This window comes from Bordetella flabilis, from assembly GCF_001676725.1.
Classification (GTDB): domain Bacteria; phylum Pseudomonadota; class Gammaproteobacteria; order Burkholderiales; family Burkholderiaceae_B; genus Bordetella_C; species Bordetella_C flabilis.
Genome location: NZ_CP016172.1, coordinates 4,090,914 through 4,114,491, shown reverse-complemented (window position 1 = coordinate 4,114,491; position 23,578 = coordinate 4,090,914). Strand labels below are relative to the sequence as shown.

Genomic DNA, 23,578 nt, shown 5'->3' with positions numbered 1-23,578 from the left:
TGATCGATCGCGACGGTACGCCGGGCGGCCCCGGACGCGGCATCGTGCCGCGTTGCTGTCGTGTCCCCTTGCATCGCTTCCCATGACATCCCATACCTTCTTCTGCGTGGACGGCCACACCTGCGGTAACCCGGTGCGCATGGTCGCGGGCGGCGCGCCCGTGCTCCACGGCGCCAATATGGTCGAAAAGCGGGCGCATTTCCTGCGCGAATACGACTGGATACGCACCGGCCTGATGTTCGAGCCGCGCGGCCACGACATGATGTCGGGCGCCATCCTGTATCCGCCGACCCGGCCGGATTGCGACATCGCCTTCCTTTTCATCGAAACATCGGGATGCCTGCCGATGTGCGGTCACGGCACCATCGGCACCGTAACCATGGCGCTGGAACGGGGCCTGGTCACGCCGCGCGAGCCCGGCGTGCTGCGCATCGATACGCCGGCGGGCGTGGTCGAGGCGCGCTACGAGCGCAACGGCGCCTACGTCGATAGCGTGCGTATCACCAATGTGCCCTCCTTCCTGTACGCCACCGGGCTGGAAGCAAAAGTTGAAGGCCTGGGCCTGGTCAAGGCCGATGTGGCCTATGGCGGCAACTTCTACGCCATCGTGTCGCCGCAGCAGGTCTTTCCCGGCCTCGAACACGTCCAGCCTTCGGATCTGTTGCGCTGGAGCCCCCGCCTGCGCCAGGCCTTCTCCGGCAAATACCAGTTCGTGCATCCGGAGAACCCCGCCATCAACGGCCTGTCTCACGTGCTGTGGACCGGGACGCCGCAGCACCCCGAGGCGCACGCGCGCAACGCTGTGTTCTACGGCGACAAGGCCATCGACCGTTCGCCGTGCGGCACGGGGACATCGGCGCGCATGGCACAATGGGCTGCGCAGGGCAAGCTCGATACCGGTAGCGATTTCGTCCACGAGAGCATCATCGGCACGCTGTTCCGCGGCCGGGTGGAGTCTCGTACCCGTGTCGGCGAGCTGGACGCGATCGTGCCGTCCATCGAAGGCTGGGCGCGGATGACCGGCTACAACACCATATTCATTGACGACCGTGATCCTTTGATGCACGGCTTTCAGGTCAAAGACCGGGTATAGGGAGATCGCAATGGAAGTACGGCAATCGTTCATCCCGCATTGGCGGCTCGTGGCCATGCTGCTGCTGGCCTCGCTGCTGTCGGGCTGCGGCATGAACAACATTCCAACCTATGACGAGCAGGTCAAGGCGGCCTGGGCGCAGGTGGAGAATCAATACCAGCGTCGCGCCGACCTGATCCCGAACCTCGTCGAAACCGTCAAGGGCTATGCCAAACAGGAACAGGAAACCCTGACGGCGGTTGTCGAGGCCCGGGCCAAGGCAACCTCGATCCAGGTGGACGCCAATACCATCAACGACCCGCAAAAGCTCCAGCAGTTCGACCAGGCGCAGCAGCAGCTGAGCGGTGCGCTGAGCCGCCTGCTCGTCGTGTCGGAACGCTACCCGGACCTGAAGTCGAACCAGAATTTCCTGTCGTTGCAATCGCAGCTGGAAGGGACGGAGAACCGCATTGCGGTCGCGCGCCGCGATTACATCGCGGCAGTGGAGCGCTACAACACGGAAATCCGCACATTCCCAGGGCGCCTGTGGCATATGGTGCTGTACCGGGACCTGCCCGTGCGCGAGACCTTCAAGGCCAGTGCGCCCCAGGCTGACAAGGCTCCGGCCGTGAAGTTCTGATGAAGGCGCTTCAGTGTCTCGGCGCGGGGCTGCTGATTGCGGCGTGCGCGCACTCCGTCACGGTACAGGCGCAGACGGCGTCGCCGCCCCCCGCTGCGTCGAAATCCACTCCATCGCCGGCTCCGGCTCCACAAACTGCTCCGGCTCCTGCTCCTGCTCCGGCTCCGGCTCCGGACCCGGCATCCGGCGTCGGTACGTCTTCGGCCCCGGCGCCGGCGCTGACGGGCCGCGTGGTGGACGAAGCCAAGCTGCTGGATCCGACCACCGTCGCGCGCCTCACCGATATGCTGGCCGCGCACGAACGCGCCACGGGGCAGCAGGTCGTCGTGGTCACGCTGGCGTCGCTGCGCGGCGTTCCCATCGAGGATTTCGGCTATCAGCTCGGCCGCCGCTGGGGCATCGGGCAGAAGGGCAAGGACAATGGCGCCCTGCTTATCGTGTCACGCGATGATCGCAAGGTGCGCATCGAGGTCGGCTACGGACTGGAAGGGCAACTCACCGACGCGATATCGTCGGCCATCATCAACCAGATCATCGTCCCGGCGTTCAGTCAGGGCAATTACAACAAGGGCATCCTGGATGGCACCGCCGCCATCGTCAAGGTGCTGGGCGGCGATCCGGACGCCGTGCAGGTCCAGCCGCAGGTCGCCGCGGAACGCGAAGGGCCCACGTCCATTCCTGTGTTTTTCATCCTGCTGTTCGTGGTCCTGGCCGTGATGTCGCGTCTGGGCGGACGTCGCCGGGGCGGCGTGCTGCCCGGCATGATTCTGGGCGGCATGCTGGGTAGCCGCGGCGGCTTCGGCGGCTTCGGCGGCAGAGGCGGCGGCTTTGGCGGAGGGGGCGGCTTCAGCGGCGGCGGCGGCGGATTTGGCGGGGGCGGCGCGTCCGGCAACTGGTAGAGCTGGCAAGGCGCCGCGTCGCCGGTGGTTCTCCGCGACAGGCGCGGGCCGCATGCCGCCCAGACATCGATGCGTACAGGACATATGACACTGCTAAGCGAAACCGAACTGCAACAGGTGGCCCGGGCCATTGCCGGCGCGGAGCGCCACACCGATGCGGAAATCGTCACGGTGCTGGCCGCACGTGCCGACGACTACGCTTATATCCCCTTGCTGTGGGCCAGCCTGATCGCCTTGACCGTGCCGGGGCTGCTGAACTACGGCATCGTCCTGTTGGGCCCGCATGAGTTGTTGATGACACAGTGGGCGGTGTTCGTGGTGCTGGCGTTGCTGTTTCGCGTGCCGGCCGTCACGACGCGCCTGATTCCGCGCCATGTGCGACGCTGGCGCGCGGCCAATCTGGCGCGTCGCCAGTTCCTGGAACAAAACCTGCATCACACCCGCGGCGAGACCGGCATGCTGATTTTCGTGTCGGAAGCCGAGCGCTACGTCGAGATCCTGGTGGATCGGGGCATCAGCGCGAAGCTGCCGGACGCCACCTGGGAGCCCGTCATCGCCACCTTCACGGAGCATGTGCGGCGCGGCGAGACCCTGCAGGGCTTCATCAAAAGTATCGAGACCTGCGGCGCCTTGTTGGCGGAGCATCTGCCGGCCACCACCCCGCGGGACGAACTGCCCAACCGCCTGGTCGTTCTGGCGTAACGGCGCCGTACCGCCCTGGGCGGTTCGGGGCGGGTGCGCCGGCACGCGGATGAGCCGCAGGACCCGAGGCCGCCGCAGCGCCGCAGCCGCCGAAGCGGCCGATGTGGCGGACGCGCGGAAGTGGCGCAAGCGGACGGCTGGAAGAGAGCCGGATCGCCAAGGCTGCTGCTATTCTTATGCACAGCAACAACACACGTATGCCAGGCGCTGCGGCGGGTGCCGCTGCACCGCCCTGGCAGCATAGAAAAACAGGCTCACAAGCATCGTCTCAGGAGACCGCCATGTCCAACGCCATCCAATCCGTGCTGGTAGAAAATCGGGTATTCCAGCCGCCCCAACGCGCCTCGGAAGGGGCCACCATCCCGAACCTGGACGCGTACAGGAAGCTGTTCTCCGAGGCCGAGCAGGATCCGCAAGGCTTCTGGGGGCGCCAGGCGCGCGAACACCTGGCCTGGACCAAGCCGTTTACACAGGTACTGGACGATAGCGATCCGCCGTTCTACCGATGGTTTGCCGACGGGGAATTGAATGTCTCGGCGAACTGCCTGGACACGCATGTGCAGAACGGCAACGCGGAAAAGATCGCGATCATCTTCGAGAGCGACGATGGCAAGGTGGACAAGGTCAGCTACGCCGATCTGCTGGCGCGCGTGTGCCGATTCGCCAATGGGCTGAAGTCGCTGGGCTACAAGAAGGGCGACCGCGCCATCATCTACATGCCGATGTCGGTGGAGGCCGTGGTGGCGATGCAGGCCTGCGTGCGCCTGGGCGTGACGCACTCCGTGGTCTTCGGCGGCTTTTCCGCCAAGAGCTTGCAGGAACGTATCGTCGATGTCGGCGCCACGCTCGTCATCACCGCCGACGAGCAGGTGCGGGGCGGCAAGGTCATCCCGCTCAAGCCCGCTGTCGAAGAAGCTTTCGGCATGGGGGGCTGCGATGCCGTGCGCCACGTGGTTGTCTATCGCCGCACCGGTGGCCAGGTCGCCTGGCATGCCGGCCGGGATCTCTGGATGCACGAGGTCAGCGCCAACCAGCCCGACAACTGCGAACCGGTCGCCGTGGAAGCCGAGCATCCGCTCTTCATCCTGTACACCTCCGGCTCCACCGGCAGGCCCAAGGGCGTGCAGCATGCGTCGGCCGGCTATCTGCTGTGGGCGCTGCTGACCGTCAAGTGGACCTTCGACAGCCGTCCCGAGGATATCTATTGGTGCACGGCCGACGTGGGCTGGATCACCGGCCATTCCTACATCGCCTATGGGCCGCTGGCGGCCGGCCTGACCCAGGTCGTCTTCGAAGGCGTACCGACGTATCCCGACGCCGGCCGGTTCTGGGAAATGATCGCCCGCCACAAGGTCACCACCTTCTACACGGCGCCCACGGCCATCCGGTCGCTCATCAAGGCGGCGGACGCCAATCCAGGCACCCATCCCGACCGCTACGATCTGAGCAGCCTGCGCATCCTGGGCACCGTCGGCGAGCCCATCAATCCCGAGGCGTGGATGTGGTATCACCGCAATGTCGGCAAGGAACGCTGCCCCATCGTCGACACCTGGTGGCAGACCGAGACGGGCGGCCACATGATCACGCCGCTCCCGGGAGCCACCCCGACCAAGCCTGGCTCCTGCACGCTGCCGCTGCCTGGTGTCGCGGCGGCCATCGTCGACGAAACCGGCGCCGATGTTGACCAAGGCAACGGGGGTTTCCTGGTCATCAAGAAGCCCTGGCCGGCGATGATCCGCAATATATGGGGCGACCCGGAGCGCTTCAAGAAGAGCTACTTCCCACCGGAGCTGCGCGGTTATTACCTGGCCGGTGACGGGGCGCAGCGCGATGCGGACGGTTATTTCTGGATCATGGGCCGGATCGACGACGTGCTGAACGTATCGGGACACCGGCTGGGCACGATGGAAGTGGAATCGGCCCTGGTGTCCCACCCCCTGGTGGCGGAGGCGGCCGTGGTGGGCCGTCCGGACGACACGACCGGCGAGGCCGTGGTGGCATTCGTGGTGCTCAAGCGCGCGCGTCCGGAAGGCGACGAGGCAACCGCGGTGGCGAAGGAACTGCGCGACTGGGTGGCCAAGGAAATCGGCCCCATCGCCAAGCCCAAGGACATCCGCTTCGGCGACAACCTGCCGAAGACACGGTCGGGCAAGATCATGCGTCGTCTGCTGCGCGTGGTGGCCAAGGGCGAAGAAATCACCCAGGATGTGTCGACGCTGGAAAACCCCCAGATTCTCGAACAGCTCGCCAAATCGGTATAGCCGACAGGAGTCCATGATGGTTGTTTTCGTAACTGGCGCGACCGCCGGCTTCGGTGAAGCGATCACCGAACGTTTCATCGCCGACGGGCACCATGTCGTCGCCGCTGCCCGGCGCGCCGACAAGCTGGACGCGCTGCGCGCGCGCCTCGGGGAACGTCTGCACCCGCTGGTGCTCGATGTATGCGACGCCGAAGCCGTGGCGGCGCTGCCACGAACGCTGCCGAAGCCCTTCGCGGACGTGACAGTGCTGGTGAACAACGCCGGCCTGGCGCTCGGCATGGAGCCGGCCCAGCGCGCCAGCCTGGACGATTGGCAGCGCATGATCGACACGAACGTCACTGGCCTGGTCCATATCACCCACGCACTGCTGCCGGGGATGGTGCAGCGCAATGTCGGCCATGTCATCAACATCGGATCGGTGGCCGGCACCTATCCCTATGCCGGCGGCAACGTCTATGGCGCCAGCAAGGCCTTCGTGCGGCAGTTCAGCCTGAACCTGCGCGCGGACCTCATCGGCACCGCATTGCGGGTTACCAATATCGAGCCGGGCATGGTGGGCGGGACGGAGTTCAGCACGGTCCGTTTCAAGGGTGACGCAGCCAAGGCCGCCAGCCGATACGAAGGCGTGACCTGCCTCACCGCGGCCGACATTGCCGAAGCGGTCGCCTGGGTCAGCGGCCTGCCGGCGCACGTCAATATCAACACGCTGGAAGTCATGCCGGTGTCGCAGTCTTTCTCGCCGCTGTCCATAACGCGCGACGTCCGTTGAGCGCCGGGGCGGGCGTCGCGATGCCGGCGCGCCGCCTGTGCAGGATTGTCCTGCCGGGTCACAGTAGAATGCCTGCTTCCCCGGCCCTGGCGCCGGCGCAAGCGAGGTTACATGGAAGGGCGGCAGGGCACCGTCGACGGCGCCGCATGGCTCCTGATGATCGTCACCGTGGTGACGTGGGCCGGCAGCTGGATCGCGATGAAAATGATCGTGCCGTATATCGGCCCGTTCGATTTCGTCGTGCTGCGGTATGTGTGCGGCGGGGCGGTGCTCCTGGTCATCGCGCTGGTTCTGCGTCGGCCGCTGGCCATGCCATCGTGGCGCTATACGGTCCTGGTGGGCCTGACGCAGACCGCCGCCTTCCAGGGCCTGGTGCAGACCGCCTTGGTGCATGGCGGTGTGGGCAAGACATCGCTGATGGCCTACACCATGCCGTTCTGGGTGGTTCTCTTCAGTTGGCTGCTGCTGGGTGACAAACCCGGCCCGCGCCATTGGTACGGCATCGCCCTGGCGGCGATCGGCCTGCTCTGCGTGATGCAACCCTGGCGGCCCATCGGCGATGGCGTCAGCATCATCCTGGCCTTGTGCAGCGGACTGTGCTGGGGATTGGGAACGGTGCTGGCCAAGAAGGGCTTTAACCGGCACCAGCCCGACATCATCGCGTTCACCGGATGGCAAATGTTCCTGGGCGGCGCCGTCATGGTGCCTGTAGCCCTCGCCGTGCCGCAAATCCACACGGTGTGGAACACCGAACTCGTGCTGGGCATGCTCTACATCATCCTGGCCGCCTCCGCCGCCGGCTGGCTGCTGTGGCTGATCGTGGTGCGCCGCGTACCCGCGTCGGTGGCCGGGCTGTCCGGGCTGGGCACGCCCGTGATCGCGGCATTGCTTGCCTGGCTGTTCTTCGATGAGCGGCCCGCCCCCGTGGAGGCGTTGGGCATGGTGCTGATTCTGTGCGGCCTGATAGTGGTCGCACGCGCGGCCAGCCGGCCGCGTGCTTCTTGAATGTGAAAGGAAACGACATGATCGATTTGCGCAGCGACACCGTGACACGGCCTACCGCCGCCATGCTGGCGGCCATGGGGGGTGCCCCCGTGGGCGACGACGTGATGGGAGACGATCCCACCGTGCAACGCCTGCAGGCGGAAGTGGCTGCCCGGGCCGGCAAGGAGGCGGGTCTTTTCTTTCCCTCGGGGACGCAGAGCAACCTGGCCGCCATCATGGCGCATTGCGGTCGTGGCGACGAATATCTTGTAGGCCAGCTAGCACACACCTACAAATACGAAGGCGGTGGCGCGGCGGTTCTGGGCAGCGTCCAGCCGCAGCCCATCGAGCATGCCGAGGACGGCAGCCTGCCGCTGGAAAAACTGCGCGCCGCCATCAAGCCCAAGGGCGATCCGCATTTCGCGCGTACCCGGCTGCTGGCGCTGGAAAACACCTTCCACGGGAAGGTCATCCCGCAGGCTTATGTGGAGCAGGCGGCCGCGCTCGGCCGCGAGCATGGCCTGGCCGTGCACCTGGACGGGGCCCGCGTATTCAATGCGGCGGTTGCGTCGGGCCAGGATGTGGGGATGTTGTGCCAGCCCTTCGATTCGGTGTCCATCTGCTTTTCCAAGGGGCTGGGCGCACCGGTGGGTTCGGTGCTGGTCGGTAGCCGCGACTTGATCGAGACAGCCCGGCGCTGGCGCAAGGTGCTTGGCGGTGGCATGCGGCAATCCGGTATCCTGGCGGCCGCCTGCCTGTACGCGTTGGCGCATCACATCGACCGTCTGGCGCAGGATCACGCCAACGCTGAACGGCTGGCGCAGGGGCTGCGCGGTATCCCCGCGCTGACGGTGCTGGGCCAGGCCACCAATATGGTGTTCGTCGACGTGCCGGCCCGGCATTGCGAGGCGCTCGGCGCCCATGCCCGGTCGCAGGGCGTGCTGCTGAAGGCCGTGTATGGCGGTCCGACGCGGCTGGTCACGCATCTGGACGTGACCGCTGGCGATATCGACACTGTGGTGCGCACTGTCCGGGATTATTTCGCGCGCGCCTGAAGGGCGGGGCGGCGTCACGCAATGGACATGGGTCCATGGTGTTGCTTCGTGACCCTGGCGCGGCGCGGCCGCGTCAGGCGACCCGAAGCACCTGGGTCAGGTGCCGGCGCATCAGCGCGGCCGCCCAATCGCGGTCGTCGTCTTCCAGTGCCTGGATGATCGCCAGGTGCTCCTGCAGCGATTCGCGAAAGCGCGGCACGCTGCGATAGAAGGCGCTCTGCTTTTCGAGGCGGCGCAACTGGTTCTGTTGCTGGATGGTTTGCAGGAAAAACCGGTTGCCGGAGAACCGGCCCAGTGTCTCGTGGAACTCCGAATTCAGCGCAAAGAATGCGTTTGCCGCGATATCTCCGTCACCGTCGCGCAGCAGCGCTTCGTGCACCGCGCGCAGGTGTTGCAGCGCGGCCGGGTCGCTCTTGAAGGTGGGCTCCAGCAATGCCCCGCATTCGACCGCGGCGCGAAACCGGTAGCTCTCGCGACGCGCCTCGGATTCCATGAGCGAATGGTTGAAGCGCCAGCCATGGCCCTTGCGCTTTTCGATCAGCGCTTCGGCGCTCAGGCGCACCAGGGTCTTGCTCAGGACGCTGCGGGTGACGCCGTAGCGCTGCTGCAGGTCGCGGTCGCTGAAACTGTCGGGCAGGTTCCGTTCGGCACGGTCTTCGATCAGCCGGAAGTACAGCTCATCGGCGGTCATGGCCGACGATTGCAACTGCAACAGCGGTGGCGGGGTGCCCTCGGGAATCGGCCGTACGTAGTAGCCGCTATGCGCGCGCGAGTCGATGAATTGTTCCGCCGCCAGCAGCTTCAGCGCCGCGCGTACGGGCGTGCGTGAGACCTGGTAGCGTCTGGCCAGCGACTCCTCGGACAGATGTGTGCCAGGCATGTGCAGGCGTGAAATGATGTCGCTGGCGATACGCCGCGCGAGATCGACCTGCAGGCCCGTCGGCCGGGCGTCATGATTCGGGTTCTGCATGAGGGGTCCCCGTGAGCGTCAGCGTGCTGTTGCCTACTGCGGTGCTTCCCATGGCAGTCGCGCGAGCGGATGGCGCGCGGCTACAAATACTGCAGAACAACTATAGGTATCAACGATTTGCGTCGGATCAGCATACGCGGATTGCGCCACGATGGCGATATTCGCAGTCCAGGCGTGTGGCGCCCGCGACACGGGGAAGGCCCTATGCGGATTATGCCGATGCATCTTTGGCCTGATGAGTCGTCCGCCTGGAGGGTCGTCCTGACAAGGGGTCAGCCTGATGGACGGTCGCGTGACCCGACTTCGGCCCGATGGACCTTCGGCCGATGAACCGCCAACCGGATGAAGCTTCACGCGGATTCGGCAAGCAGCGCCGCGTACCCGGCGCGCGCGTCCGGCCATGCCGGCGTGTAGCCGCTGGCGCGCAGGCGGGCGTTGCTCAGGCGCTTGCTGCCGACACCGGCGGGCGGAGGGCCACCGGCCGGCGGTGCGCATCCGATCCGTTCGGCCAGATAGTCATAGAGCACGTCCAGAGGCAGCGGCGTGTCGTCGCTGCCGACGTAGACGGATTGCGCGTCGGGCAGCAACAACAGATGGGCGATGGCGCCTGCGGCATCGTCGGCATGCATGCGGTTGGCCCAATGGACCTGGTCGCGCGGCACGCGGGCCTGGCCCGCGCGCAACCGGCCGATCAGTTGCAGCCGTCCCGGTCCATAGAGACCCGACAGGCGCAGCACGGTGCAGGGCAGGCCTTGCCGCTGCAGCCATTGCTCGGCCTCCCAGAGCACGGCGCCATTCATGCCCAGTGGTGCGGGCTTGGTGGCCTCGTCGACCCAATCGCCGTTGTGCTCGCCGTAAACCGCGGACGACGAGACGAACACCAGCCGGCGCAGCGTCCGCCGGTCCAGGCGCTGGAGCACGTGATGCAGCCCTTGGACGAACACGGCGCGGTAGGCGTCCTGCGTGCGCGCGCCGGGGCTCAGGGCGACCACCACGCGGGTCAGGCCGTCGGGAAGGTCGCCCAGGGTTTCCGGGCGTGTCACATCGGACCTAAGCCAGCGGATGCTGGCCGCGGCGTCGCCGCTGCCCGCTTCCGCAGCGGGAGGGTGGCGGCGCAGGGCCCAGAGGCTGGTCGCTATGGGATTTGCGGACGCTGGCGGCGCGGCCAGCAGGCGCCGCGCAACGCGCAGCCCGAGATCGCCGCCACCGACCAGCAGAATGCGTTCTTCCATGGGTGCGGCGTCCGGGCTTGCGCTACATGCCGTTGTAGACCGGGCCTTCGCCGCCTTGCGGCGCCACCCATACGATGTTCTGCGTCGGATCCTTGATGTCGCAGGTCTTGCAGTGGACGCAGTTCTGGGCGTTGATCTGCAGCCGGTCGGCGCCGTGGTCGTCCTTGACGAACTCGTAGACCGCCGCGGGGCAGTAGCGGGCCTCCGGGCCGCCGTAGCGGGCCAGGTTGACCGCTACGGGCACGTTCGGGTCCTTCAGTGTCAGGTGGACGGGCTGGTTCTCGTCGTGGTTGGTATTCGAAACGAACACCGAGCTCAGGCGGTCGAAGGTGAGCTTGCCGTCGGGCTTGGGATAGTCGATCCGGGCGCACTGCGACGCCGGCTGGAGACAGGCGTGATCCGGCTTGGTACGGTGAATGGTCCAAGGCATGTTGCCCTTGAGCAGCCATTGCTCCACGCCCGTCATCACGGTGGCCAGCGTGCGGCCTTTCTTGAACCATTGCTTGAAATTGCGCGCCTTGCGCAATTCCGCGTGCAGCCAGGAGGACTCGAAGGCGGCGGGGTAGGCGGTCAGCAGGTCCTGGCGTCGGTCGGCGACCACGGCTTCGAAGGCGGCCTCGGCGGCCATGGCGCCTGTCTTGATGGCGGCATGGCTTCCTTTGATCCGCGAGGCATTCAGGAAGCCCGCGTCGCAGCCGATCAGTGCGCCGCCCGGAAACACCAGCTTGGGCAGCGACAGCAGGCCGCCCGCCGTCAGTGCGCGCGCGCCGTAGGCGATGCGCTTGCCGCCCTCGAAGGTGGCGCGTATGGCAGGGTGGGTCTTGTAACGCTGGAATTCCTCGAATGGCGAGAGCCACGGGTTGGCGTAGTCCAGGCCCACGACCAGCCCGACGGCCACCAGATTGTTGTCGAGGTGATAGAGGAAGGAGCCGCCATAGGTATCGGCATCCAGCGGCCATCCCGCCGTGTGCACGACCAGGCCGGGACGCGACTGGGCCGGGTCCACTTCCCACATTTCCTTGATGCCGATGGCATAGCTTTGCGGGTCGCGGTTTTCCTCCAGGCGGAAACGCTCCAGCAATTGGCGTCCCAACTGGCCGCGCGATCCTTCGGCGAAGAGGGTGTAGCGCGCGAGCAGTTCCATGCCCGGCTGGTAGTTCGCGGTATGGCTGCCGTCGCGGGCCACGCCCATGTCGCCGGTCACCACGCCGCGCACCGCGCCCTGTTCGTCGTAAACGATGCCCGCCGCGGCGAACCCGGGGAAGATGTCCACGCCCAGGGCTTCGGCCTGTTCGCCCAGCCAGCGCACCACGTCGCCCAGCCGTACGATGTAGTTGCCCTCGTTGCGGAAGCAGTCGGGCAGCATCCAATGCGGCGTCGCGCGCGCGCCGGTGCGGCTCAGGAACAGGAATTGGTCCTGGGTCACCGGCACATTCAGCGGCGCGCCTTTTTCTTTCCAGTCGGGGATGAGCTCGGTCAGCGCGCCGGGGTCCATCACGGCGCCGGACAGGATGTGGGCGCCCAGTTCGGCGCCTTTTTCCAGCACGCACACGCTGACATCGTGATTCCTGTCCGCCGCCAATTGCTTCAGGCGTATAGCGGCCGCCAGTCCCGCGGGGCCTCCACCGACGACCACTACGTCGTATTCCATCGATTCGCGTTCTGACATGCGCCTTGTCCCCTGATGCGATTTGGGCTGGAAGTATGATCTGATCAACGCTGGATTGTATTGCAGCCGGCCCACCCGCCCGCCGCGTGGTGCCGGCCCATGCCACAGGAGTTCGCGCAGCTCATGACCGTACCCGATACCGCCGCACCGCCGCCCGGCAGCACCCATGTCGTCGACGTGCCCCTGCGCTGGGGCGATTCCGACGCCTTGAACCATCTCAACAACACCTTGTATTTCCGCCTTATGGAAGAGGCGCGCATGCAACTGCTGTATGGTGCCGGCCTGAGCCTCCCCGCCGACGCGGGGCCCATCCTGGCGCACGCATCCTGCGATTTCCTGCGGCCGTTGACCTATCCCGCCGAGGTCCGCGTCACCCATACCCTGACGCGCGTGGGCCGTTCCAGCATGGAATTCGAGCTGACGCTTGATAAGCGGGGCGACCCGCGGGGGCCTTATGCCCGGGGCCGCAATGTCCTCGTCTGGATGGATTACCAGGGCAACCGCGCCGAGCCCTGGCCGGCACACGTGCTGTCGGCGCTCGATGGGGTGATGCGCCGGCCCGGTTGAGCGCGAGGCGGGGGAACGCGGTGCCGGCGCGTTTGCCCGTAAAATCCACCGCGTCGATAAGACGTAAAACATCAAACCGACCGTCCGCGGCCCGACCGGCACGGACGGGCCGCTAATTCCACTATTCTGGAGCTGGAGCGATGGACAAGGTTTATGCGAGCGCCGCAGAGGCGCTGGCCGGTGTCGTCAAGGACGGCCAACTGATCGCCGTCGGAGGTTTCGGCCTTTGCGGCATCCCCGAGGCGCTGATCGCCGCGTTGCGCGATTCGGGCGTCAAGAACCTGACTTGCATCAGCAATAACGCGGGTGTCGACGGCTTTGGCCTGGGCCAGTTGCTGGCCACCCGGCAGATCCGCAAGATGATCGCGTCGTATGTGGGTGAAAACAAGGAATTCGAGCGGCAGTTCCTGGCCGGTGAGCTCGAACTCGAATTCACGCCGCAGGGCACGCTGGCGGAGAAGCTGCGCGCCGGCGGCGCGGGCATACCCGCCTTCTATACCCGCACCGGCGTGGGCACGCTGGTGGCCGAGGGCAAGGAAGTGCGTGAATTCGATGGCCAGCAGTACATCATGGAACGCTCGCTGGTTCCCGATGTTTCGCTGGTCAAGGCCTATGCCGCCGACCGTACCGGCAACCTGGTCTTCCGCAAGACTGCGCGCAACTTCAATCCCAATGTCGCCATGGCAGGCAAGATCACCGTCGTCGAAGTCGAGAAACTGGTGAACACCGGGGACTTCGATCCCGACCAGGTACATCTGCCCGGTATCTTCGTGCATCGGATCGTCCTCAACCCGAATCCGGAAAAGCGCATCGAGCAGCGCACCACCCGCACCGCCTGAGGAGAAACGACATGGCATGGACTCGTGATGAAATGGCCGCGCGCGCCGCGCGCGAATTGGAAGACGGCTTCTATGTGAACCTGGGCATCGGATTGCCGACCCTGGTCGCCAACCACGTGCCGCAGGGCGTGGAAGTTTGGCTGCAATCCGAAAACGGCCTGCTCGGCATCGGCCCCTTTCCGACGGACGACGAGGTCGACGCGGACCTGATCAATGCCGGCAAGCAGACGGTGACCACGCTACCGGGGTCGTCCATTTTTTCGTCCGCAGACTCGTTCGGGATGATACGGGGCGGCAAGATCAACCTGGCCATCCTCGGCGCCATGCAGGTCTCCGAAAAGGGCGACCTGGCGAACTGGATGATTCCGGGCAAGATGGTCAAGGGCATGGGCGGGGCCATGGACCTGGTGGCGGGTGTCGGCAGGGTGGTCGTGCTGATGGAGCACGTCGCCCGAAAGAAAGATGGCACGGAAGATATCAAGCTGTTGCCCGAGTGCACCCTGCCGCTGACGGGCGTCGGCGTGGTCGACCTGATCATCACCGATCTGGGCGTAATGGAGGTCGGCGAAAAGGGACTGAAGCTGATCGAACTGGCGCCTGGCGTCTCGGTGGAAGAGATCAAGGCCAAGACGCAGGCCGCCCTGGATACCAGCGGGGTCCAGGCGCACGCGGCATGACAGGCTTGGCATCGCGCCGGTGTGCGCCCGGTCTGCCGGGCTGACACCCCGCGGGCGGCGCCGTCCCGGGAACGCCGCCAGCGGAATATCTTCTGCAACCGGGCGCCTGCTCGCTGCACGCATCAACGGCCCCCGGGGGCCGTTTTTCATCCGGCTTGCCGGGCGCCGTTGCTCATTGGCGCCCCGTGCGCCGTTTCTGGTTCCGGGATTCCCGGCACCTGATTCGCTGGCGCTACGCGCTCCTCCTTCTCTTCCTGGGCACGGTATTTGCGCCACCCGGTCTCTCAACCTGGATGCGGGATGGTATGCCTGTAGCGAACGCGCCGCTTGCCCTGAAAATTCTGACCGTGAATGCCCACAAGGGGTTCACGTTCTTCAATCGCAGATTCATCCTGCACGAGCTCAGGGACGCGGTGCGCGCGGTGGCGCCGGACCTGGTCTTCCTGCAGGAGGTGCTGGGCGCGCACGAGGGCCATGCCTCGCGGTTCAAGGGCTGGCCCGACACCTCGCAGTACGAATTTCTTGCCGACAGCATCTGGAGCGACTTCGCCTACGGGCGCAACGCGGTTTATCCGCATGGGCATCACGGGAACGCGGTGTTGTCCAAATTCCCCATCATCGAATACGAGAACATGGACGTGTCCGTCGGCCATCACGAAAAGCGCGGCCTGCTTCATTGCGTGATCCAGCCGCCCGACCGGCCCGGCCGCCTGCACGCCATCTGCGTCCACCTCGGATTGCAGGAGGGCCATCGCCAGCAGCAACTGGAGCTGCTGTGCGACCGCATCGATCATCAGATTCCCGACGGCGAACCCGTGGTCATCGCCGGCGATTTCAACGACTGGCGGCTGCGGGCGCACGGCAAGCTGAGCCGCTGCGCGGGCTTGAAGGAGATATTCGTCGCGACCCAGGGCGTGGCCGCGCGTACCTTCCCCGCACGCTGGCCACTGCTTCGGCTCGACCGCATCTACGTGCGCAACATGCTGCGGTTCCGGCCGCTCGCCCTCGCCACCCGTCCCTGGACGCACCTGTCCGACCACGCACCCCTTGCGGCGGAGGTGGTCGTATGACGATGCGGATGCGGAACGGCATGGCAGGCGGCACGGGCAGGGAGGTTCTATGAGCGCGCGGTGGATACCCGGCAACGCTTTCACCTTGCTGGAAAACGGCGAGGCGTACTTCCCGCGCGTGTTCGAGGCGATCGCCGGCGCGCGGGCCGAAGTATTGATCGAGACCTTCATTCTGTTCGACGACAAGGTCGGGCAGGCCCTGCGCCAGGCGCTGATCGATGCGGCGGGACGCGGCGCCCGCGTGAGCCTGTTGATCGATGGCTATGGGTCGGAAGGGCTGTCGGAGGAATTCCTCGGCGGCCTGACCCGGGCCGGTGTGGATATCCATGTCTTCGACCCGCGCGCCCGCGTTTTCGGCCTGCGTACCAACGTTTTCCGCCGCATGCACCGCAAGATCGTCGTCATCGACGGCGAACTGGCCTTCATCGGCGGCATCAATTTCTCGGCGGACCACCTGGGCGATTTCGGGCCCCAGGCCAAGCAGGACTACGCTGTCGAGGTGCGCGGACCCATCGTGGCCGAAATCCATCGCTTTGCCCGCCGCACCATCGAGCCGGGGCGGCGGCGCCGCTGGTGGCCGCGCCGTCCCGCCCGTCCCGATGCGTTGCGACCGGTCGGCGACGCCGAAGCCATGTTCGTCGTGCGCGACAACGACCAGCACCATACCGATATCGAACGCCACTATCGCGCCGCCATACGGCTGGCGCGCCATGAGGTGGTCATCGCCAATGCCTATTTCTTTCCCGGCTATCGCCTGCTGAGGGAACTGCGCAATGCTGCAAAGCGGGGCGTATGCGTGCGCTTGATCCTGCAGGGCGAACCGGACATGCCGATCGTCAAAGTGGCCGCGGGCATGCTGTACGACCACCTGACGGCGGCCGGGGTGCAGATTTACGAATACCGGCAGCGTCCGCTGCATGGCAAGGTCGCGTATGTGGACGGGGCATGGGCCACCGTAGGCTCGAGCAATCTCGATCCTCTCAGTCTGGCCCTGAACCTGGAGGCCAACGTCATGATCCGCAGCACGGCCTTCGCGGCGACCCTGCGAGAGAGGCTGGAATGGCTGATCGACAACCATTGCCGCCAGCCCGAGCCCGCGCCGCCCGGCAGCCGCAAGCTGCGCCGCCTGTTGTGGGGCGTGGTCGTGTACCACTTCCTGCGTCGGTTCCCGTCGTGGACGGGATGGCTGCCAGCGCATAAACCCAGGCTGCACACGCTTACCGCGCCGGTGGAGACCGCCGCGCAGGAGGATACGCATGAGCAGCGAACGGCCTAGCGGCGAGGTCCGCGCAAGCGGGGAACACACCCAAGGCGGCGGGTTCATGCAGGCGCTGCGCGCGCGTTGGCCCTTGCTGCGCAAGCTGGCCGTCATCGCCTTCGCGTTACTGGTGATCGGATTGCTGGTGGACCAGGCACGCAATGTCGAATGGGACAAAGTGCTGGAGGCGGTGGAGGCCAATACCTGGCCCGTCCTGCTGCGGGCCAGCGGCGTGGCGGTGCTCAGTTACCTGATCTACAGCTGCTTCGATCTGCTGGCCATCCCGTATCTGGGCCACCGCATCCCGCCCATACGCGTGATGGCGGTGGGTATCGTGGCGTATGCCTTCAATCTCAATATGGGTTCGCTCGTAGGCAGCGTGGGATTCCGCTTCCGGCTCTACCTGAAGCTGGGGCTCGAGGCGGCCGAAATCACTCGCATCGTCGGTCTGAGCCTGACGACGAACTGGCTGGGATATCTGTGGGTCGCCGGCGCCCTGTTCGTATCCGGCGTGCTGCCCATTCCGGACGATTGGGAGATCGGCAAGGGCGCGCTGCGGCTCATCGGGGTGGCGATGCTGGCGGCCGGTATGGCCTACGTGGGGCTGTGCGGCTGGTCGCGCAAGCGATCGTGGTCGGTGCGCGGGCATGATCTCTACCTGCCTACGCTGAAGATCGCGCTGGCGCAGAGCGTCCTTGGCGGCGCATGCTGGGCGTCCATCGGCGCCGTGGTGTGGGTGCTGATGCGTCACGATGTGCCCTATCCCCTGGTGCTGGGGGTGCTGCTGCTCAGCGGGATCGCCGGAGCGGTCACCCACATCCCGGGCGGCCTGGGGGTGGTCGAGGCGGTCTTCGTGGCGATGCTGGGCGGCACGGTGCCGCACTACGAGATCCTGGGCACGCTGCTGACATACCGGGCGATTTACTACCTGGGGCCCTTCGCCATCGCCGCCCTGCTGTATTTTTTCCTGGAGGCGCGCATCCGCAAGGGTGTCCATCTCCCCCCTGCGCCGGAATCCGCGACCTGAGCTCCCGGCCCGAACCCGTCGCCCCGACGGGCGCCGCCCCAGCCGGCACCGGGGTTCCGGGGCGAATCCGCAGCACGGATCGCCGGCCCGGGCCGGCGGCGCGAATCCGAGCCCGAACCTGAAGCCGCCTTCGGCGGAGCCCGCCTTTGCGTCTGCTCCTCGGCGAAAGCCCTTCATCTCGTCCCGGACCGGCGCGCGGGCGGGATGGAGTCGAGGGTTATCCCGAGTGTGAAAATAAATTTTCATTAATACAATGCTCGCGGAAACTTATTTACATTTCACGAGATATCAACGCCGTCCAGGCCGCCGCCGGCCGGCGCCGCGGTGATCCGTCCGGGCTTCATCCCGCCGACACCGCCTTCAAGCCCTCATCGTCGTCCATGAACCAGCCCTGTCCCACCATCGCCGAGCGTATCGCCGGCGCGCAGCCCGCGTTGAGCCGGACGCAGCACCGGCTGGCGGAGTACGTGCTGTCGCATCAGTTCCGGGCGGCCACCATGACCATTGATGAGTTCGCCGCCGCGAACAATGTGTCCGTGGCGACGGCGAACCGCTTCGCCCGCGCGCTGGGCCTGCCCGGGTATCCGCAATTCCGCGCGGAGTTGGCGCGCGGTTTCGAATCGGCGCTGGCGCCCGTGGAAAAGCTGCGCACGACGCTCGCGCATCCGGCCAGCGCGGCCGAGGTTTTCGCCGCCACGTTGCGCGAAGACATTCGCAACGCCGAACGCTCGCTGCAATCGCTGGACGCCAACGCCTGCGAGCGCGCGGTGGAGGCGGTGGTCAGCGCCGAGCGTATCTGCGTCATGGGTTTCGGCGCGAGTGGTTTCCTGGCCGGGCTACTGCACCGCGCGCTGTACATGCATTGCCGTTCGGTTGAATTGCTGGCCGGCCTGGGTGGCGTTTCCCAGGCGGCGCGGCAGATCTCGCGCATGGCCGCCGGCGACCTGCTCATCGCCATCGCCTTTCCGCGCTATCTGAACGACACCGTCACGCTGGCCAACGCGGCGCGCGCCGCGGGCGTGTCGGTCCTGGCGCTGACCGACAAGGCGACATCGCCGCTGGCGCCGACCGCGTCGGTGGTGCTGTACGCGCATTCCGAACGACAACTGTCGCCCAATTCCGAAACCGCGGCGCTCGGCCTGATCGAAGCCCTGGCCGCCGCGGTGGCCTACCGGGCCAAGGACTCCGTCGCCGCGGCGCTCGGGGCGACCCAATCCATCATGCCGTGGCTGCTGCACGGCTCAGGAGAACGAAAGCGATGACAACACCCATAGTGGCCATCCACGGCGGCGCGGGCACGATGTCCCGCGCGGCGATTTCGGCCGAGCAGGAGCGCCAGTACCTGGACGCCCTGAACGACGTGCTGGCTGGTGCGCAGGACGTGCTCGCGCAAGGCGGAAGCGCGCTGGATGCGGTCACCGAGGCGGTGCGGCGTCTGGAAGACTGCCCGCTGTTCAATGCCGGCCACGGCGCGGTGTTCACCAGCGCGGGCACGCACGAGCTGGACGCGTCCATCATGGACGGCGCCACGCTGCGTTCGGGCGCCATCGCCAACGTGAACTGCGTGCGCAATCCGGTGTTCGCCGCGCGCCGCGTCATGGAAGACAGCAAGCACGTTTTCTTCGTCGGCAAGGGCGCGGAAGACTTCGCACGGGAGCAGGGCCTGGAGATCGTGGACCCATCGTACTTTTCGACGCCGGCGCGCTACGAGCAACTGCTGCGCGTACAGCGCGAAATGCCGGACGCCGCGGTGCTGGACCACGACGGCCAGGCCATGGTTGCCAAGGAGCAGCCGGCCGCCGCGCCCATCGACGCCGACCGCAAGTTCGGCACCGTGGGGGCCGTCGCGCTGGATGCCCGAGGCAATCTGGCCGCCGCCACGTCGACCGGCGGGATCACCAACAAGCAGATCGGGCGTGTCGGCGATGCGCCCTTGATCGGCGCTGGCTGCTACGCCGCCAACCAGACTTGCGCGGTGTCGACCACCGGCACCGGCGAGATGTTCATCCGCATGGTTGCCGCCTATGACGTCGCGGCCCAGATGGAATACCGCGGCGTTTCGCTGGAAGAGGCGGCCAACGCCGTCATCCACGACAGGCTTCCGCGCATTGGCGGCAAGGGCGGTTTGATCGCCGTCGACGCGCAGGGCCGGGTCGCGCTGCCTTTCAACACCGAAGGGATGTACCGCGGTTATGCGCGCGTGGGCGAGGCGCCCGTCGCGTCCATTTACCGATGACGCCGTGCCGGCGGAACGGGCATCGTTGATTTCAGGGGATCATGAATATGGCCGATAGCAGGATGGCCGACCGGGAAACAGGCAGCCGCAGCGATGGGCTGGCCTTGCCGGAGAACCGCGTCGCCCAGGTCCGTGACCTGACCGTGCGGTTTGCCAGCGCCGAGCGTACCGTCGAGGCGGTGCGCAATCTTTCCTTCCACGTCGATCGCGGCGAGACGCTCGCCATCGTCGGCGAGTCCGGTTCTGGCAAGTCGGTGACCTCGCTTGCCCTGATGCGGCTGGTCGAGCATGGCGGGGGCCGCATCGCAACCGGCAGCATGCGCCTGCGCCGACGCTCCGGCCAGGTCATCGAACTTGTGGGCGCCAGCCAGCGCGACATGCGCGGCGTGCGGGGCGCCGACATGGCGATGATCTTCCAGGAGCCGATGACCTCGTTGAATCCGGTCTTCACGGCCGGAGAGCAGATCGCCGAGTCTATCCGCCTGCATCAGGGCATGGACAGCGCCGCCGCGCGCGCCGAGGCATTGCGCATGCTCGAGCAGGTCCGCATTCCCGAGGCGCGTTCCATCATGGGCCGCTATCCGCACCAGTTGTCCGGCGGGATGCGCCAGCGCGTCATGATCGCCATGGCGCTGGCATGCAAGCCGGCCCTGTTGATCGCGGATGAACCGACTACGGCGCTGGATGTGACCATCCAGGCCCAGATCCTGCAATTGATCCGCGCGTTGCAGGACGAGATGAATATGGGCGTGATCTTCATCACGCACGACATGGGCGTCGTGGCGGAAGTGGCCGATCGCGTGCTGGTGATGTATCGCGGCGACAAGGTCGAGGAAGGGCCGTCGACCCAGATATTCGGGGCGCCGCAGCACGTTTATACACAAGCCTTGTTGTCGGCCGTACCGCGGCTGGGCTCGATGCAGGGCACCGACCTGCCCGAGCGGTTCTCGCTGGTGCGGGTCGACGATGCGAAGACCGCCGAGCCGGCGTCCACGGACGGCGGGACGCCCGCCGTATCGGCCGCCGCCGGTACAGGCAACTCGTCCGCCGCGCCGGCGGGCGAAGCCAGGCAAGCGCCCTACGCCAGTGGCGAACCCATCCTGCGCGTGCGCGACCTGGTAACCCGTTTCGACCTGCGCGGCGGCATCCTCAGCCGCGTGCGCGGCAGGGTTCACGCGGTGGAGAAGGTCAGCTTCGACCTTTTCCCCGGCGAAACCCTGGCGCTGGTAGGCGAGTCGGGGTGCGGCAAGTCGACCACCGGCCGTTCCCTGCTGCGCCTGACCGAAAGCCAGGGTGGCAGCATCCTGCTGGAAGGGCGCGATATCGGCAAGCTGCAGCGCGCCGAGCTGCAGAGCCTGCGCCGCGACATCCAGTTCGTGTTCCAGGACCCGTTCGCGTCCCTGGATCCCCGCGTGACGGTGGGCTTTTCCATCATGGAGCCGCTATTGGTGCACGGCGTGGCCAAGGGACAGGCGGCGGAACGCCGTGTCGCCGAGCTGCTGGAACGCGTCGGCCTGCCGCCCGAGATGGCGCGCCGCTATCCGCATGAATTCTCGGGCGGACAGCGCCAGCGCATTTGCATCGCGCGGGCGCTGGCGCTCAATCCCAAGGTGGTTATCGCCGACGAGTCGGTGTCCGCCCTGGATGTGTCCATCCAGGCCCAGATCATCAATCTGCTGATCGACCTGCAGCGTGACCTGGGCATTGCTTTCCTCTTCATCTCGCACGATATGGCGGTGGTCGAACGCATCAGCCACCGGGTCGCGGTGATGTATCTGGGGCAGATCGTCGAGATCGGCCCGCGCCGCGCGATCTTCGAGAATCCGCAGCACCCGTACACCCGCAAGCTCATGGCGGCAGTGCCCATCGCCGATCCGGCCCGGCGCCACTTGAAGCGCACGCTGTCCACCGAAGAGCTGCCCAGTCCGATACGCAAGCCGGGCGACGAGCCCATCGTTGCCCCGCTGATCAATGTCGGGCCAGGGCATTTCGTCGCGCGCCACGCCGTGGGCGGGGCGTATTGACCTGCTTCGTTCGTGACACCCCGCTCCGCCTTTTTCCACCACCCTCCATTCACACAGGAGTGCATCACATGAAAACATTGCGCCCCACCCGCCTCATGGCCGCCGCCGCGCTGGCCTTCGGGGTGGCCGCGTCGCCGCTGGCCCATGCCAGCAAGGACGTGACCTTCGCCGTTGCTATCGCGCTGGAAACGCTCGACCCCTACAACACCAACAGCACCCTGAACCAGGCGGCCGGCAAGGCCTATTACGAAGGTCTCTTCGAGTTCGACAAGGACCTGAAGATCCAGCCCTTGCTGGCCACCGGCTATGAAGTCAGCCCCGACGGGCTGGTGTACACCATCAAGCTGCGCCAGGGCGTCAAGTTCCAGGACGGCACGGACTTCACCGCCGATGCCGTCAAGGTCAACTTCGATCGCGTCTCCAACCCGGCGAACCGCCTGACCCGCTACACCCAGTTCAACCAGGTCGACAAGACCGAGGTGGTCGACCCCTATACCGTCCGCATTACGCTGAAGCGCCCGTTCTCGGCCTTCATCAATGCGCTGGCGCATCCGGCCGCCATGATGATCTCCCCCGCCGCGCTGCAGAAGTGGGGCAAGGACATCGGCTTTCACCCGGTCGGCACGGGGCCGTTCGAATTCGTCGAGTGGAAGCCTGCCGAATACCTGAAGGTCAAGAAGTTCGACGGCTATTGGAAGAAGGGCTATCCGAAGGTCGATACGCTGACCTTCCGCACGGTCACGGACAACAACACCCGCGCCGCGGTCGTGCAGACCGGCGAAGCGCAGTTCGCCTTCCCGGTGCCCTATGAGCAGGCCGCCAGCCTGGCGAAGAACGACAAGATCGATGTGGTCGACCGCAAGAACTCGATCATGGCGCGCTACATGTCGATGAACACGATGCAGAAGCCCTTCGATAATCCGAAGGTGCGCCAGGCCATCAACTATGCCATCAACAAGCAGGCATTGACCAAGGTTGCGTATGCCGGCTATGCCGACGTTTCCACCGGCGTGATTCCGCAGGGCGTGGAGTATGCCTACAAGATCGCCGACAAGGGCTGGCCCTACGACCCCAAGAAGGCGCGCGAGCTGCTGAAGGAAGCCGGCTATCCCAATGGCTTCGAAAGCACGCTGTGGTCGGCGTATAACGACGGTACCTCGGTGAAGGTCGTCCAGTTCCTGCAGCAGCAGCTGGCGCAGGTCGGCATCAAGGTATCGGTCGAGGTGCTGGAATCCGGCCAGCGCGTCCAGCGCGTGCAGCAGGTGCAGAAGCCGGAAGACGCCAAGGTCCGCATGTACTACGCGGGCTGGTCGTCGTCCACGGGCGAGGCCGACTGGGGCCTGCGTCCGCTGCTGGCCACGGACGCGTTCCCGCCGCAGTTGAACAACACGGCCTACTACTCGAACCCGAAGGTGGATGAGGACATCAAGAAGGCCCTGGCCACCACCAGTAAGGAAGAGAAGACCGCGCTGTACAAGGACGCCCAGCAAACCATCTGGAATGACGCGCCCTGGGCTTTCCTCGTCACGCAGGGCAATGTCTACCTGAAGACGAAGAACCTGAGCGGCGTGTATGTGATGCCCGATACCAGCTTCTGGTTCGGCGACGTCGATCTGAAGCAGTAAAC

The 23,578-nt window shown here is 66.1% G+C and carries 21 protein-coding genes; 18 read left to right on the top strand and 3 right to left on the bottom strand.

Annotation, left to right across the window (positions count from 1 at the left end; genetic code table 11):
* The first annotated feature begins 82 nt into the window (after positions 1-82).
* The 8 genes from BAU07_RS18110 (at position 83) to ltaE (ending at position 8,382) form a co-directional block, all read left to right on the top strand.
* Positions 83-1,093, top strand: coding sequence for a 4-hydroxyproline epimerase (locus BAU07_RS18110; RefSeq protein WP_066660418.1), 1,011 nt, complete (start codon positions 83-85; stop codon positions 1,091-1,093).
* A gap of 10 nt (positions 1,094-1,103) precedes the next feature.
* A complete protein-coding gene (locus BAU07_RS18105; RefSeq protein WP_066660414.1) occupies positions 1,104-1,712 on the top strand; it encodes a LemA family protein in 609 nt (202 codons plus the stop codon).
* Positions 1,713-1,945: 233 nt separating this feature from the next.
* Entirely contained in the window at positions 1,946-2,611 is a 666-nt protein-coding gene (locus tag BAU07_RS18100) for a TPM domain-containing protein (RefSeq protein WP_198168817.1), read from the top strand.
* A gap of 84 nt (positions 2,612-2,695) precedes the next feature.
* Entirely contained in the window at positions 2,696-3,313 is a 618-nt protein-coding gene (locus BAU07_RS18095; RefSeq protein ID WP_066660411.1) for a TPM domain-containing protein, read from the top strand.
* Positions 3,314-3,594: 281 nt separating this feature from the next.
* Positions 3,595-5,574 carry an acetate--CoA ligase gene (acs, locus tag BAU07_RS18090; RefSeq protein ID WP_066660409.1) on the top strand — a complete coding sequence of 660 codons (1,980 nt, stop codon included), beginning with the start codon at positions 3,595-3,597 and terminating at the stop codon, positions 5,572-5,574.
* Between the two features lie 16 nt (positions 5,575-5,590).
* Positions 5,591-6,343 carry an SDR family NAD(P)-dependent oxidoreductase gene (locus tag BAU07_RS18085; RefSeq protein ID WP_066660407.1) on the top strand — a complete coding sequence of 251 codons (753 nt, stop codon included), beginning with the start codon at positions 5,591-5,593 and terminating at the stop codon, positions 6,341-6,343.
* Between the two features lie 111 nt (positions 6,344-6,454).
* A complete protein-coding gene (locus tag BAU07_RS18080) occupies positions 6,455-7,348 on the top strand; it encodes a DMT family transporter (RefSeq protein ID WP_232338160.1) in 894 nt (297 codons plus the stop codon).
* A 17-nt stretch (positions 7,349-7,365) separates the two neighbouring features.
* Positions 7,366-8,382 (top strand): low-specificity L-threonine aldolase, encoded by a 1,017-nt coding sequence (gene ltaE / locus BAU07_RS18075; RefSeq protein ID WP_066660404.1) that lies wholly within the window; start codon positions 7,366-7,368, stop codon positions 8,380-8,382.
* Positions 8,383-8,455: 73 nt separating this feature from the next.
* Here ltaE and BAU07_RS18070 read toward each other — a convergent pair whose 3' ends face one another.
* From BAU07_RS18070 to BAU07_RS18060, 3 genes are all read right to left on the bottom strand, one after another.
* Positions 8,456-9,352, bottom strand: coding sequence for an FCD domain-containing protein (locus tag BAU07_RS18070; protein WP_066660401.1), 897 nt, complete (start codon positions 9,350-9,352; stop codon positions 8,456-8,458).
* A gap of 350 nt (positions 9,353-9,702) precedes the next feature.
* Positions 9,703-10,584, bottom strand: a complete 882-nt coding sequence (locus tag BAU07_RS18065; RefSeq protein ID WP_066660398.1) for an NAD-dependent epimerase/dehydratase family protein — start codon at positions 10,582-10,584, stop codon at positions 9,703-9,705.
* 22 nt (positions 10,585-10,606) lie between these two features.
* The gene (locus BAU07_RS18060) at positions 10,607-12,253 is read right to left on the bottom strand and encodes an electron transfer flavoprotein-ubiquinone oxidoreductase (protein ID WP_066660397.1); all 1,647 of its coding nucleotides are present in this window, start codon (positions 12,251-12,253) and stop codon (positions 10,607-10,609) included.
* 99 nt (positions 12,254-12,352) lie between these two features.
* Here BAU07_RS18060 and BAU07_RS18055 point away from each other — a divergent pair, with 99 nt between their 5' ends.
* The 10 genes from BAU07_RS18055 (at position 12,353) to gsiB (ending at position 23,576) form a co-directional block, all read left to right on the top strand.
* The gene (locus tag BAU07_RS18055) at positions 12,353-12,820 is read left to right on the top strand and encodes an acyl-CoA thioesterase (protein ID WP_415830262.1); all 468 of its coding nucleotides are present in this window, start codon (positions 12,353-12,355) and stop codon (positions 12,818-12,820) included.
* Positions 12,821-12,960: 140 nt separating this feature from the next.
* The gene (locus tag BAU07_RS18050; RefSeq protein WP_066660393.1) at positions 12,961-13,659 is read left to right on the top strand and encodes a CoA transferase subunit A; all 699 of its coding nucleotides are present in this window, start codon (positions 12,961-12,963) and stop codon (positions 13,657-13,659) included.
* Positions 13,660-13,670: 11 nt separating this feature from the next.
* Positions 13,671-14,336 (top strand): CoA transferase subunit B, encoded by a 666-nt coding sequence (locus BAU07_RS18045; RefSeq protein ID WP_066660391.1) that lies wholly within the window; start codon positions 13,671-13,673, stop codon positions 14,334-14,336.
* Positions 14,337-14,629: 293 nt separating this feature from the next.
* Positions 14,630-15,406 (top strand): endonuclease/exonuclease/phosphatase family protein, encoded by a 777-nt coding sequence (locus tag BAU07_RS18040; RefSeq protein WP_418214867.1) that lies wholly within the window; start codon positions 14,630-14,632, stop codon positions 15,404-15,406.
* Positions 15,407-15,455: 49 nt separating this feature from the next.
* Complete coding sequence (gene clsB, locus BAU07_RS18035; RefSeq protein WP_066660387.1) at positions 15,456-16,682, top strand: cardiolipin synthase ClsB; 1,227 nt, start codon at positions 15,456-15,458, stop codon at positions 16,680-16,682.
* A complete protein-coding gene (locus BAU07_RS18030; RefSeq protein WP_084025853.1) occupies positions 16,663-17,691 on the top strand; it encodes a lysylphosphatidylglycerol synthase domain-containing protein in 1,029 nt (342 codons plus the stop codon). Before clsB ends, BAU07_RS18030 begins: the two co-directional genes overlap by 20 nt.
* A gap of 380 nt (positions 17,692-18,071) precedes the next feature.
* Positions 18,072-18,953 carry a MurR/RpiR family transcriptional regulator gene (locus BAU07_RS18025; protein WP_066660385.1) on the top strand — a complete coding sequence of 294 codons (882 nt, stop codon included), beginning with the start codon at positions 18,072-18,074 and terminating at the stop codon, positions 18,951-18,953.
* The gene (locus tag BAU07_RS18020; RefSeq protein ID WP_066660382.1) at positions 18,950-19,927 is read left to right on the top strand and encodes an isoaspartyl peptidase/L-asparaginase family protein; all 978 of its coding nucleotides are present in this window, start codon (positions 18,950-18,952) and stop codon (positions 19,925-19,927) included. The genes BAU07_RS18025 and BAU07_RS18020 overlap by 4 nt, the downstream gene beginning before the upstream one ends.
* Before the next feature lie 47 nt (positions 19,928-19,974).
* A complete protein-coding gene (locus BAU07_RS18015) occupies positions 19,975-21,951 on the top strand; it encodes a dipeptide ABC transporter ATP-binding protein (RefSeq protein WP_232338356.1) in 1,977 nt (658 codons plus the stop codon).
* Positions 21,952-22,019: 68 nt separating this feature from the next.
* Complete coding sequence (gsiB, locus tag BAU07_RS18010; RefSeq protein ID WP_066660380.1) at positions 22,020-23,576, top strand: glutathione ABC transporter substrate-binding protein GsiB; 1,557 nt, start codon at positions 22,020-22,022, stop codon at positions 23,574-23,576.
* The last annotated feature ends 2 nt before the right edge of the window (positions 23,577-23,578 follow it).